General features: G+C 48.0%; 10 protein-coding genes, 2 pseudogenes and 1 other annotated feature. Of the genes and pseudogenes, 6 read left to right on the top strand and 6 right to left on the bottom strand.

The features are described from left to right. Positions 1–124 precede the first annotated feature (124 nt). From FD23_RS04605 to FD23_RS04595, 3 genes and pseudogenes are all read left to right on the top strand, one after another. Positions 125–1,201 carry a carbamoyl phosphate synthase small subunit gene (locus FD23_RS04605; protein WP_025895788.1) on the top strand — a complete coding sequence of 359 codons (1,077 nt, stop codon included), beginning with the start codon at positions 125–127 and terminating at the stop codon, positions 1,199–1,201. Next, complete coding sequence (gene carB, locus FD23_RS04600; protein WP_025895789.1) at positions 1,194–4,394, top strand: carbamoyl-phosphate synthase large subunit; 3,201 nt, start codon at positions 1,194–1,196, stop codon at positions 4,392–4,394. The genes FD23_RS04605 and carB overlap by 8 nt, the downstream gene beginning before the upstream one ends. Positions 4,395–4,497: 103 nt before the next feature. Further along, positions 4,498–4,830, top strand: a pseudogene (locus tag FD23_RS04595) (ATP-binding cassette domain-containing protein); the annotation flags it as partial. Positions 4,831–4,891: 61 nt separating this feature from the next. On the opposite strand, the gene FD23_RS04590 reads toward FD23_RS04595, so the two are convergent. After that, positions 4,892–5,641, bottom strand: coding sequence for a class I SAM-dependent methyltransferase (locus FD23_RS04590; protein WP_003614586.1), 750 nt, complete (start codon positions 5,639–5,641; stop codon positions 4,892–4,894). Positions 5,642–5,789: 148 nt separating this feature from the next. Further along, positions 5,790–6,005 (top strand) — a binding site (T-box leader). 60 nt (positions 6,006–6,065) lie between these two features. Here FD23_RS04590 and FD23_RS04585 point away from each other — a divergent pair. Further along, entirely contained in the window at positions 6,066–7,685 is a 1,620-nt protein-coding gene (locus tag FD23_RS04585; protein WP_025895791.1) for a peptide ABC transporter substrate-binding protein, read from the top strand. Between the two features lie 32 nt (positions 7,686–7,717). Further along, positions 7,718–8,623, top strand: coding sequence for a proline-specific peptidase family protein (locus tag FD23_RS04580; protein ID WP_025895792.1), 906 nt, complete (start codon positions 7,718–7,720; stop codon positions 8,621–8,623). Positions 8,624–8,671: 48 nt separating this feature from the next. Here the strand turns inward: FD23_RS04580 and FD23_RS04575 are convergent, their stop codons facing one another. Together FD23_RS04575 and FD23_RS04570 are read right to left on the bottom strand one after the other, a co-directional pair. Next, positions 8,672–9,373 carry a TIGR00266 family protein gene (locus tag FD23_RS04575; protein ID WP_025895793.1) on the bottom strand — a complete coding sequence of 234 codons (702 nt, stop codon included), beginning with the start codon at positions 9,371–9,373 and terminating at the stop codon, positions 8,672–8,674. 142 nt (positions 9,374–9,515) lie between these two features. Continuing rightward, positions 9,516–10,095, bottom strand: a pseudogene (locus FD23_RS04570) (histidine phosphatase family protein). A 286-nt stretch (positions 10,096–10,381) separates the two neighbouring features. On the opposite strand from FD23_RS04570, the gene FD23_RS04565 reads away from it, so the two are divergent. After that, positions 10,382–11,524: an SbcC/MukB-like Walker B domain-containing protein gene (locus tag FD23_RS04565; protein WP_025895794.1), complete on the top strand. Its 1,143-nt coding sequence runs from the start codon at positions 10,382–10,384 to the stop codon at positions 11,522–11,524. A gap of 57 nt (positions 11,525–11,581) precedes the next feature. Here FD23_RS04565 and FD23_RS04560 read toward each other — a convergent pair whose 3' ends face one another. From FD23_RS04560 to FD23_RS10390, 3 genes are all read right to left on the bottom strand, one after another. Continuing rightward, positions 11,582–11,953, bottom strand: a complete 372-nt coding sequence (locus FD23_RS04560; protein ID WP_052933663.1) for a hypothetical protein — start codon at positions 11,951–11,953, stop codon at positions 11,582–11,584. A gap of 149 nt (positions 11,954–12,102) precedes the next feature. Beyond that, positions 12,103–12,612 carry a DapH/DapD/GlmU-related protein gene (locus tag FD23_RS04555; protein WP_025895796.1) on the bottom strand — a complete coding sequence of 170 codons (510 nt, stop codon included), beginning with the start codon at positions 12,610–12,612 and terminating at the stop codon, positions 12,103–12,105. Positions 12,613–12,624: 12 nt separating this feature from the next. Continuing rightward, a partial coding sequence (locus tag FD23_RS10390) for an alpha/beta hydrolase (RefSeq protein ID WP_236743875.1) occupies positions 12,625–13,042 on the bottom strand: 418 nt, incomplete at its 5' end.

Raw genomic sequence — 13,042 nt, 5'->3', positions numbered from 1 at the left:
CCCCGATTGAATATCGGAATCATGTTTTAACAACCTTAACGGCGTAATACTAAATTGTCCCAATTTTGGGGGTCACATCATGTCACTCGTTGACATGTCTTTTTTTATAGGAGTCAAACAATCAATGAAAGCGCGTTTAATACTGGAAGATGGACACGTTTTTGAAGGCGAAAGCTTCGGCGCGGTCCATGATGTTATCAGCGAATTCGTCTTCAACACGGCAATGACTGGTTATGTGGAAGTCTTGACCGACCCGTCATATGCCGGTCAAAGCGTGGTTATGACCTATCCCCTGATCGGCAACTACGGTGTTCCCCTGGATGACCAGGAAGCCACCCACCCCTTTGTCGAAGCCTTTGTAGTAAGCGAGCTTTCCCGGCTGGGGTCCAATTTCCGCATGAACATGAGTCTGAACGACTACATGATTGAAAACAACATCCCCGGCATCCAAGGCGTCGACACCCGGGCCATCACCCGGATCCTGCGCAAAGAAGGCTGCATGAACGGGATGATCACTACTAAGGATTACGAAGTCAGCGAAGTAATTGACCAGATCAAGGCCTTCAAGATCCAAGGGGTCGTTGAAAAGTGCAGCTGCCTTGAACCCTACCATGTCGGCCAAGGTGACTACGAAGTTGCCCTCTACGACTTCGGTGCCAAGCGCAATATCGCCAGAGAACTGGCCAAAAGAGGCTGCCATGTCACAGTCCTGCCGGCTGACACCCCGGCCCAATATCTCTTAGACCACAACTTCGATGGGATCATGCTTTCAAACGGCCCCGGTGACCCGAGTGAATGCACGGAAATCATTGACCAGCTGAAAATTCTTGCTTCTTCCGGCATCCCGATCTTCGCCATCTGCCTGGGCCACCAGCTTTTAGCCTTAGCCCACGGCTTTGAGACGGAAAAAATGGTCTACGGCCACCACGGCAGCAATCACCCAGTCAAGGATCTGACCACTGGCCGGGTCTACATCTCCACGCAAAACCACAACTATGTGATCAAGGAAGACACGATTGATCCAAAGCAAGCCAAGGTCTGGTTCAAGAACGTCAACGACAAGACGATCGAAGGCCTGGAATACTTAAAGGAAAACATCAAGTCCGTCCAGTTCCACCCGGAAGCCTGCGGCGGCCCGCACGACACGGAATACCTCTTTGACAGCTTTATTGAAATGATGGGAGAACACAAGAATGCCTAAGCGCGACGATATCAAAAAAGTTTTAGTGATTGGTTCCGGCCCGATCATCATTGGCCAGGCCGCTGAATTCGACTATGCAGGGACCCAGGCCTGCCGGGCCCTCAGAGAAGAAGGCATCGAAGTTGTCCTGATCAACTCCAACCCGGCCACGATCATGACTGACGGCGACATGGCTGACCACGTCTACATCGAACCTTTGACTGTGCCAGTCGTTAAGCAATTGATGGAAAAAGAAAAGCCAGACGCCCTTCTGCCAACCATGGGCGGGCAGAACGCCTTGAACATTGCCATGGCATTAGCTGATGAAGGCTTTTTGGAAAAGCACCATGTCAAGACAATCGGTACTGACACCGACACGATCAAGATGGCTGAAGACCGGCTGGAATTCAAGAACTTGATGGAAAGAATCGGTGAACCGGTTGCCAAGTCAGTTGTCGTCAACTACGTTGAAGACGCCATTGCTTTTGCCAAGGAAATCGGCTATCCCGTAGTTGTCCGCCCGGCCTACACTTTGGGCGGGACTGGCGGTGGGATCGCCCACAATGAACAAGAACTGCATGAAATCTGTTCTAACGGCCTCCGCCTCTCCCGAGTTACTGAATGTTTGATTGAACAATCAATCGCCGGCTGGAAGGAAGTTGAATACGAAGTCATGCGCGATGGTGCCGGCAACTGCATCACCGTCTGCAACATGGAAAACATGGACCCGGTTGGTGTCCACACCGGTGACAGTATCGTGGTAGCGCCATCTCAAACCTTATCAGACAAGGACTACCAGATGCTCCGCTCCTCTGCCCTCAACATCATCACTGCCTTGAACATCAAGGGCGGCTGCAATGTCCAGTTTGCCCTCAACCCAGACTCCTTTGAATACTGCGTCATTGAAGTCAACCCTCGTGTTTCCCGGTCTTCTGCCCTGGCCTCAAAAGCAACTGGCTACCCTATCGCCAAGCTTGCTACCAAGATTGCTTTGGGCTACAACTTGGATGAAATCGTCAACGCCGTAACGGGCAAGACCTACGCTTCTTACGAACCAACCCTTGACTACATCGTCTGCAAGATTCCTAAGTGGCCTTTTGACAAATTCTACGACGCTTCCCGCAAGCTGGGCACCCAAATGAAGGCAACCGGGGAAGTCATGGCTATCTGCAATAACTTCGAAGGTGCCTTCATGAAAGCCCTCCGTTCGCTGGAACAAGACAGCTACTACCTTTATAATGAAGAAATTGCCCAGCTGTCAGCTGATGATCTCCGTAAAGACCTCCGCAAGATTGACGACAAGCGGGCCTTCAGAATTGCCGAAGCTTTGCGAAAGGGCGTCTCCATCCGGGAAATTCATGCCATTACCAAGATCGACGTCTGGTTCATTGACAAGATCAAGCACCTGGTTGAAATTGAAGACCGCCTCAAGAGCGAAGAACTGACGCCAGATCTTTTGAAACTGGCCAAGCACTGCGAATTCCCAGACCGGGTTATCGCCAGCTTAACCGGCAAGACGGCTGATGAAGTTTACTACCTCAGAAAGGGCTTGAAGATCACGGCTGCCTTCAAAACGGTCGACACCTGCGCGGCTGAATTTGACGCCGAAACGCCATACTTCTACAGCGTTTATGGCGGTGAACATGAAATCCAGCCAGACCGGTCCAAGAAAAAGGTGATTGTCTTTGGCTCCGGCCCAATCAGAATCGGCCAAGGGATTGAGTTTGACTACTGCTGCGTGCACAGTGTCTGCGCCCTGAAGGAAGCTGGCTACGAAACCATCATCGTCAACAACAACCCGGAAACTGTCTCAACTGACTTTGACATCGCCGACCGCCTCTACTTTGAACCATTAACGGCAGAAGACGTGCAGAGCATCATTGAACTTGAGCAGCCAGACGGGGCCATCGTCCAATTCGGCGGACAAACCGCGATTAAGCTCTCCCAGGACTTGATGAAGATGGGCGTGCCGATCCTTGGTACCTCTGCCGACAGTGTTGACGCGGCTGAAGACCGGGAAAGATTTGACGAGATTTTGGAAAAATGCCAGATCGACCGGCCGAAGGGGCAAACCGTCTTTACGGCTGAAGAAGCCTTAAAGGCCGCTAATGAGCTGGGTTACCCGGTTTTGGTCCGTCCTTCCTACGTTTTAGGCGGGGCCGGTATGGAAATCGCCTTAAATGACGGCGACCTCAAGCGCTTTATTGACCACATCACTTCCCAGTTCAACATTGAAGACCACCCGATCTTGATCGACAAGTACTTGGCCGGCAAGGAATGTGAAGTTGACGCTATCTGCGATGACGAAGGCATCTTGATTCCAGGGATCATGGAACACGTAGAAAGAGCTGGTGTCCACTCTGGTGACTCAATCTCCATCTACCCGCCGCAAAAGATCTCCCAGGAGATGAAGGAACGAATCGTAGAATATTCCAAGCGCCTGGCCAAGGCCTTGAGGGTCAAGGGGTTGATGAACATCCAGTTTATCGTTTACGAAAACAAAGTTTACGTGATCGAAGTCAACCCCCGCTCTTCCAGAACCATCCCTTATATCTCCAAAGTAACCGGGATTCCGCTGGTTGACGTGGCAACCAACGTCATCATTGGCAAGTCCATCAAGGAGCAAGGCTATGACTACGGTCTGGCTCCGGAAAAGAAGACAGTTGCCGTCAAGATGCCAGTCTTCTCCTTTGAAAAGATTACCGGAGCGGAAATTGCCTTGGGGCCGGAAATGAAGTCAACCGGTGAAGTTCTGGGAATTTCTGAAGACGTTGAAGAAGCCATGTACAAGGCCTTTATGGGGACTGGGCTGGATCTGCCTAAGCACAAGAAGGTTATCTGCACGATCAAGGATTCGGCTAAGGAAGAATTTTTGCCAATCGCCAAGGAATACCACGACTTCGGCTACGACCTGTACGCGACCCAAGGGACATACGACTTCTTGCAGAGTCATGGCATCCCTGCCCGCCTGGTCAACCGGATCAATGACAAAGAGAACACCATCTTTGACTTGATCTTGACGGAAACGGTCGACCTGGTCATCGACATCCCAACCAGAAACAACAACTTGAAGGACGGCTTCCTAATCCGCCGCTTTGCCGTAGAAGCCGGTGTGCCGATCTACACTTCCCTTGATACGGCGCGGGCCCTCATCCACGCCCTGGAAGCCAAGCACGACAACAAGATCTCCTTGGTCGACATCACCAAGCTGTAGAAACTGTATTCATCAATACTCAATAGTTTTAAACGTCAGCATTTGCTGGCGTTTTTCTTTGAAAAAGTTTCTAGATTTCCACTTGTAATAACTTAGCACATTAATCGTTGGGCCTACTGGGGCCGGCAAGACCACCCTGGTCAAGCTCTTGATGCGCTTTTACGAGTTAAACAGCGGGAAGATCACGATTGGCTGCCAGGATATAAGCAAGATGAAGTGGTCTGATTTACGGTCCATGTTTGGGATGGACCGGCTGATGCAGGGGCGGACGGCTTTTGTTATCGCCCACTGCTTGTCAACGATCAGGGATGCAGACAGCATCATCGTCTTGAAGGACGGGGATATCGTTGAAGTTGGCAACCATGACAGCTTTATGGCAAAGAAGGGCTTTTACGCCGATCTTTACCAGTTACAGTTTGAACATGGTGAAGAATAAGAAAAAAGCAAATCATTTTGGATACATTAAAAGCCACCAAGCTTAAACTTGGTGGCTTTTGCTATTTCACGCTTCTGGTCGCGATAAAAGTCGGGATATTCAATTCGTGCAGGCGGCCTTCGCCATTGGTATCTTCATAGAGATTGGTTAAAGTAAAGCCAGCCTCCAGCTGGCCGCCAATCTGTTCATCCAAGGTATGAGAGAATTGGACGCCATAATCATCTTTTTCCAGCTGCTGCATCTGGTCAGGATTTTTCAGCGGATTAAAAGGCAAAGAGTTGACGACATACTTTTCATCTTCACTGTCAAACAGGTAGTTGATCCCGTTGTCCAGGCCAACCAGGAGTACCCCACCCTTTTTCAAAACCCGGTAGCATTCTTTCCAGATCGGCTTAACTTTTTCAACGTAGCAGTTGGCAACTGGCTGGATAATCATGTCAAAGCTTTCGTCAGCAAAAGGCAAAGGCTGGGTCATGTCGGCTTTGACAATGTCGATATCGTAGCCTTCGCGCTCTGCAACCAGGCGCTCGCTTTCCAGCTGCTGGTCAGAATAGTCCAGGACTGTGCATTTTGCCCCCAAGGCAGTCAAGATTGGCATCTGCTGGCCACCCCCGCTGGCTAGGCCAAGGACTTTTTGGCCGTGTAAGTCACCAAACCAGCTGTGCGGGGCATATTTAACCGGGGTCAACTTGATCTCCCACTTCCCTTCTATAGCAGCTTGGAAGGTGTCGTGGTCAATTGCCTTGCCCCATTCCCAGCCTTCTTTGACCCAGCGGTCGATCGTTTCAGAGTTTATATCTTGATAGTTCATAATTGTTTTTCCTCCACGTAATTAATACTTTTAGTTTAACACAGCGTTAAAATTCTTTTCAGCATTTGTAACTTTGGCTTAACTTTTTTGCCATTTGCTGTTGACTTTCTCAGATTTAGGATTAAGATAAAAGACATGAAATCAAAACAACATTGCTTTGAAAAGGAAAAGTAGTTTTGGCGAGACCTGCAGAGAGCTTCTGGTTGGTGTGAAGAAGCGGTCAGACCAAGTGCGAAAATCACCTTTGAGCGGAAACTGCGAGATTAGTGGTTTTGGGGTCCGCCCCTTAAAGCGGCAGCGCATTATCTGTGCGTGAAGGCCTAACGGCGAAAATAGGTGGTACCGCGCTAATAGCGCCCTATTGGATCGATTTGATCCAGTGGGGCGCTTTTCTTTTCCCTGAAAGATGAAAAGAGGAACACAAATGAAAGTTAGAAAAATGGCAACAGTTGCATTACTTGGCATGTCAGCTTGCACGTTGGCGGCCTGCGGCAATAGCAATTCCCAAGCATCCAATGGCAAGACAAGCCTGAACTTGATGGAGACTGATGTAGTCAGCTCCCTCGATACCTCAGTGACTGCCTCAATCCCCCAATGGGACACTTTGGTGCAAACTATGGCTGGCCTTTACCGGTCAGATAAAAATGACCAGCCAGTTCCCGCGGTTGCCACTAGCTATCATAAGTCCAGTGACGGTAAGACCTATACTTTTAATCTGAGGCACAATGCCAAATGGTCAAACGGTGATACTGTAACCGCGCAAGACTTTGTAACAGCCTGGCGTAAAGGCGTTTCTCCCAAAGCAATGTCTGGCTATAACTACATCTTCAGCAACATCAAGAATGCTGACCAGATCTCTCAAGGCAAAAAGGCGGTCAACAGCTTAGGCGTCAAAGCCGTTGGCAAGTATAAACTGGTCGTGCAGCTTGAAAATCCAGAACCGACCTTCATCGACAAGATGGTTATGCCAGCCTTTTACCCGCAAAACACCCGCCTTGTTAAAAAATATGGTGCCAAATATGGTACGGCTGCCAAGTATACCGCTTTTGACGGGGCCTTCAAGGTCACCAAGTGGACCAACACCAGCGAAAAGTGGACTGCCGTCAAGAATCCACACTACTACGCTAAAAGCGCGGTCAAGCTGCAAAAGCTAAATTACCAAGTCGTCAAGGATTCAAACACTGCCCACCAGCTCTTCCAGCAAGGCAGCCTAGATGACGCTGTAGTTTCAGGCACGACGGCACAAGGTCTGCAAAACAACAAGAACCTTTACCACCTCTACCGGTCAGGTAATAACTTCGTAAATCTGAATATGGCTAAGGGTGCCGTATTGGCCAACAAACAACTCCGTCAAGCCCTCTACTTGGCTGTTAATCGTACTCAGCTGTCTAAAAAGGTTTTAGCAGATGGTTCAAAGCCTTCCTACACCTTCTCAGCACCAAATGCCGCAAAGGATCCAGCCAGTGGCAAGGACTTCGCAACAGCAGCGCAGCCAAAAGAAACTTACAATGTTGCCAAGGCCAAAAAACTCTGGCAGGCCGGCTTAAAGCAACTGGGCAAGTCAAAAGTTGAGCTGACCCTGGTAGCAAGTGATACAACTACCGACAAGAATGTCAGTGAATTCCTGCAGTCACAGCTGGAAAGCAAGCTGCCAGGACTTAAAGTGACTGTCAAGAATCTGCCATCCAAGTCCGCTTACAACTTGGTTGCCAATGGCAAATATGACCTTTACCTTTCCCTGTGGCTCAACGACTACGCTGACCCATACAGCGAACTGCAAACCTTGGAAAAGACTAACAGCCACAATTACGGTAAATACACCAGTGCTGCCTACAACAATGAGCTCAGCCAAGCCAGAAAAAATGCCGCGACCAGATCAGTCTACTTCAGTCACCTGTTAAAGGCACAGGAACAAATGAACCAAGATTACCCTGTTCTTCCTCTTTACACCATGGTTGAAGACCACCTGGTAAACTCCAACTTAAAAGGGGTACTTTGGCACAAGGTTGGCATGGTCGACTACACGAGAGCATACTTCAAGTAACAAGTGAATTTATGACTGAAGGAGAAAATATCATGGATCAAACGAGAATCGTTACTTTAGACAATGGCTATCACCTTTTTACCCGCAAGGTCAATGAAGGACCGGTCAAGTTGCTCTGCGTGCACGGCGGGCCTGGTGACAACCATGAAGACTTTGACAATTTCAAGGCTGGCTTAGCCGGCAAAGGAGTTGAGGTCTACTCTTATGACCAATTGGGTTCATACTGGTCAGATCAGCCAGATTTTTCCAAAGAGGAAAACCGTAAGTATTTGAACATTGACTACTTTGTTGATGAACTTGAGGAAGTCCGCCAGAAGCTCGGTTTGGAAGACTTCTACCTGTTAGGCCACTCATGGGGCGGCTTACTGGCACAAGAATATGCTATAAAGTATGGCCAGCACCTTAAGGCCGTTATTATTGAATCCATGATTGACAACCTGGATGAGTACACCGTCAACATCAACCGGGAAAGAGAAGAAATGTTCAGTCCGGCCCAAGTGGAATACATGCGTGAATGCGAAGCGGAAGAAAATTTTGACGATGCCATGTACCAGGAACTGGTTGCCAAACTTTACTCTGTTTACCTGATCCGGCACCCGGAAAATGGCAGCCGGCACGTTGTCAGCACGACGAATACTCAAGTCTACAATTACTTCCAAGGCAATAATGAATTCATGATGGTCGGCAAGTTAACTGAGTGGGATTTCAGAGACCGTTTAGGGCAGATCACCCTCCCTACCCTCTTAACGGTCGGCGAATTTGACACCATGCCCCTTGATGCCGTCCGCCGGATGCACAAGACTTTGAAAAACTCCCGGATGGTTGTGACGCCAGATGGCGGCCACTGCCACCACGTCGATAATCCTCAGGCATTCTTTTCTTCCTTATATAAGTTTATCAGTGATGTTGAAGCTGGAAAGTTTGCGGAGGTAAAATAACAGACATGAAAAAAGATCGTCACGATTGTGGCGATCTTTTTTGCTGCATTAACTATTGCTGTTTTTTTCAACGATAAAAGGTTGCAGGGCCTCAGCTAATGAACGCAGGTTACGAGTTTGGATGATAACCTTGCCATCCCCGGTAAAGTGGTTGACCAGGCCTTCACCTGAGGTAAAGCCAAACATCCCCGACGCTACTTTTATGTCGTAATCAAGATTTGCATCCCAGGCAATGACGTGTTCATTGTCAATTGAGATCGGCTTATTGCTAGTCACGGTCAGTTCTACCAGGTCACCAAAGGCGTTAACTAACATATCGCCTTCGCCTTCAGTCTGCATTACGTAGAAGCCACCTGTTCCCCCAAAGGCTGCCTTGCTAAAACTTTGACTTTTCATCTTGTAGCTGACGCTGTCGTCACTTGCCAGAAAGGCGCCGGTGTTTAAGCAGTACTGCTGCTTGCCAACGGAAAGCTTTAGAATCTTGCCAGGAATTGCCGGTGCAACCCCGATTTGTCCGCCGTCCGCATCACCAGTTGCCTGGGTGATAAACATGCTTTCACCACTGGTCAAGCTCCGGCCAATCGCGCCGAGCAAGCCGCCCAGGCCCTTCTTGCTGGAGTTCATCTTACCGGCGATAGTGACGTCTTTCATGTACACCATGGCGCCGTTTTCGACTTTAATGCTTTCACCCTTATCAAGGGTTACAGTAGCTAATGGGCAGGTATTCCCGCCGCTTAATTCGTACTTCATGATGTCCCTCTGCTTTTCTATTGCCTTAGCAAAATCTGATATTTATGCCAAAAATTCTTTTCTTGTCTACATTATATTAAGAAAGGGCTTTTCCCGCAAGAAAATCATTGTTAAAAAATTAAGAAAAAAAGAGAATTTATCTTTATTTTTCTAATTCGCTGAAATCTGGTTCAAAGTAGTCCAGCAAGGTAAACTGCCCGTCTTCATACTTGAGTCTGAGGATAGTGCAGTTCTTTATCCCGTGCGGCAAAGGCTGCTTGTAGTAACGTAAAAAGCAAGCCATGGCACCTCCGTGCGATACAGCCAAAACGAAATGGTGGTCTTCTTGCTCCATCACTTGGCTCAAGGTCTTAGCCATTCTCTCACTGACTCCGTCTTGGCTTTCTCCGCCATACTTAACAAAAAAGTCGTCATAAGGCAATGGCGGGTTCAAAAAGTCGTCCATCGCTTCAAAGCAGCCAAAATTCCATTCCTTGATCCCCTTGAGCCGGGTATAAGGCAGCTTGCCGCCAGTAACTAGTTCCAAGGGTGTCACAAGCCCGCTCACTCGTGCTGGAATAGCAGTGGTCCAGCTTGAGCTTATTGTCTGTAAAGTAGCGGCCAGCTATCTTGGCCTGGTTGATCCCCAATTCAGTTAAAGGTGAGTCGCACCAGCCTTGGATCTTGTGTTCAAGGTTGAATAAGGTTTGTCCGTGCCGCATGAGATATAATATCTTTTCCATCTAGTTTGCCCCTTTCCGCGTTTCTATAGCGCTTTCAAAGAAAATTATAGCATTTTTTGAAAGCTAATGTAAAATCTTCGGGAGACAGAGTAGCGTAAAGCTTTAACATATCAAGCTTCTTACACTTTTTCTACTTAGTAAGAGCAGACTTATAGGTCAGACTGAATTCCACTTGCCCCCTCTTTATTTTCTTGACCTTTTCCCATATTCTGGATCCGAAGCGATAGAATCATTTGGATTCAAGTTGGAGCGAGAAAACAATCATCTTACTGCCTACCAGGAGCGTTTGCCAGAAAAGCAGGCAGCCTATGAAGATTTGGATCATGAGTATGCAGCAGTAAGTGATCTGTTGGAAAAACTGAATTTAACTGAGAAGGTCAAGGATGCATCCCCTAACGACTGGAACAGTGAGCAAGTCAAGGCAAGCAACCAAAATAAGGCTAACCTGGCTATGATTGCTGTTAACAGCATTAACGGTGAAATAGACTACCGGGTCGACAACAGCAAGCATTTGGAATTTGAAGACATTGAACTTAGTGACTACCTGCTCGTTCAAGTCCAAAACTTGTTGCATGAAATTGCGGTGGTTCACTACTACTACGGTGAACAGGAGTTAGAGCTCAGCAAGCTCTATGACGATATCCGCCAGCAGCTGGAATCCTTCCAGGCTTCAGCTGATGATGAAGTTCAGCGCCTGGCCCGCTACCTTAACAACTCGACGATTCTGCAAAAGATCCGCCAGGCCACTGCCGAAGCTACAACTTTGACCAAACAGATCAGCAAGTCCTTGAAGGAAAAGGAACAGACAAGTCACATCTCCTTCTATACCAGCTTCAGTGAAATCCCTGACTACAGAAAGGACTACCTGGCTGCTTTTGGGAACACTTCTATCGACAGTCCGGAAAGCCAAAACGCGGTTACCCTCTTGATGGACCGCTTCTGGACTTATATCAAGGACAATAACCATGAAATGAGCAGAGATGAGCTGGTTGACCACTTCTATGAGGAGTTTGACTACAAGAAATGGTACAGATTTAACATCAGCTTCCGCCGCCATGCTGGTGACGCCCTGGAAAAGATGACTGACCGTAAGCTTAACGCCTTCTCCGAAGGACAAAGAAGCCGGGCGATCCTTGAACCACTTTTGATCGTCTTGGAACTGGACGAAAAGAAGATGAGCAATCCACTTGCTCCGAAGATCATCTTGATGGACGAGTCCTTCTCTGGTATCGATGATGAACAGCAAGAGCTGCTATTGAAGAACATCTACGATATTGCGAACAACTTTATTGCTACTGGCTACAATGCCCGCCTTGCGGTACCAGAAAACAGTAAGGACACGACTTACTTCACCCTGATTGACCACACGGTTGATGGCAAGAATCACTTTATCTCTGTAGAACAGAGTATCGTTAGAAAAAATCGCTAAAAAATAAGGCGTGATTCCGAATTAACGGAGTCATGCCCTTTTGGTATTTAGATTAAACTAGGCATTTTTCTTCATCTGAAGCTGCTGCTTTTGATAAAGTACAGTTAACACAGCCCAGATAATATTAATGATTGCCCAAGCGTTGCTGTACCTTGCATAAGCTGACTGCCCTGGAAAGGCAAGCTGAACTACTCCCAAGATAGCCACAATCACCATCATAGCAGACACTGCCTTGAAAAACTTCGGCCGGTCAATCCAAACAGCTGCCAGAACAAGTGCGACAATCGACAGCAAATTAGCAATCAAGAAAAAGCGGTTAGTAGGGTTGTCTTGCGTTGCGTAACCAAAAGTATAGTTTGGTCCCAAAGCAACTAGGTAAATTGCCATCAAAACCCGATAGACAATCGTCTTTTGCTTCTGTGTAAACAATTTTTCTCATCCCCTTCAATTACTATACAGCAAAGTCAACTTTTGTTGATCAAATCAATTATACATCTTTTCTGTACAAACAATATGTTTTTTAAAAAATATACATTATAAAAAGCAACATCCCCCTTTCATAGGAATACTGCTCTCCTCTATTCAGTTATTTCTTTCACCACGTAGGCTGGAACGCCTGCCGCGATTGTTCTGGCCGGTATATCCTTTGTTACTACCGCGCCAGCCGCGATAATTGCTCCATCACCAATCGTGACGCCTGGCAAAACAGTTACGTTCGCGCCAATCCAAACCCTCTTGCCGATATGAACTGCTGCTGACAGCAGCTCCCCTCTTTTGGCTGGATCTTGCTTGTGGTTCAAAGTGGCGATCATAGCGTGGTGGCCGATCAAAGCCCCGTCGCCAACATGGATATTTTTCCCGCAATCAGTATAAAATGGCGGCACCAGTGCCAGACTCCGGTTGACCTCGCTGCCAGTCAGCTTGGCAAACAAGTCCTGTACCTCTTCCGGCGTATGATAAGCATTATTCAGCTCCATCGTCACCTTCAAGGCTTCTTGCGTCAAATATGAGCAGTATTCCAGTTCTTCTGAAGGGTCAACAATTCTTTTCCCGCTGTTAACATGCGCTAAAAAATCTTCCAGCTTCATTCTGCTACCGGCTTACTTCAAGTACTTGTCAAAGAAGGCTCCCATCTTGGCAAAAGGAATGATGTTCTTTTGGTCGTAAAGGTCAGTGTGGCTTGCCCCCGGGATCAAAAGCAGCTCCTTGTTGTCGGTGTACTTGCTATCCTTAATCATGTCGGTGTAGGCATCTTTTGACATATAGCAGGAGTGGGCCTGGTCGCCATGGATCACCAAGACCGCGTTTCTGATTTCATTGGTATAAGTGAACAGGCGCGTGTTCAGCAAGGATGTAGCAGCCGTTACGTTCCAGCCGCTGTTTGAGTTAAGGCTGCGCTTGTGATAGCCGCGCGGAGTATTGTAATACGCGTAGTAATCCTTGACAAATTTCGGCGCGTCTTCTAGCAGTGGATCAACCACCCCGCCGGCCTTGGCATAACTGCCAGCCTTGAAGTCG

It is taken from the genome of Lactobacillus delbrueckii subsp. delbrueckii DSM 20074 = JCM 1012, from assembly GCF_001433875.1.
GTDB classification, from domain to species: Bacteria; Bacillota; Bacilli; order Lactobacillales; family Lactobacillaceae; genus Lactobacillus; species Lactobacillus delbrueckii.
Note: the sequence above shows the minus strand (reverse complement) of the source record. Positions and strands in the feature narration are given on the sequence as shown.

Coding starts and splice junctions, on each gene's coding strand:
- FD23_RS04605 (WP_025895788.1), top strand. CDS start 125: ATGAAAGCGCGTTTAATACTGGAAGATGGACACGTTTTTGAAGGCGAA.
- carB (WP_025895789.1), top strand. CDS start 1,194: ATGCCTAAGCGCGACGATATCAAAAAAGTTTTAGTGATTGGTTCCGGC.
- FD23_RS04590 (WP_003614586.1), bottom strand. CDS start 5,641: ATGAACTATCAAGATATAAACTCTGAAACGATCGACCGCTGGGTCAAA.
- FD23_RS04585 (WP_025895791.1), top strand. CDS start 6,066: ATGAAAGTTAGAAAAATGGCAACAGTTGCATTACTTGGCATGTCAGCT.
- FD23_RS04580 (WP_025895792.1), top strand. CDS start 7,718: ATGGATCAAACGAGAATCGTTACTTTAGACAATGGCTATCACCTTTTT.
- FD23_RS04575 (WP_025895793.1), bottom strand. CDS start 9,373: ATGAAGTACGAATTAAGCGGCGGGAATACCTGCCCATTAGCTACTGTA.
- FD23_RS04555 (WP_025895796.1), bottom strand. CDS start 12,612: ATGAAGCTGGAAGATTTTTTAGCGCATGTTAACAGCGGGAAAAGAATT.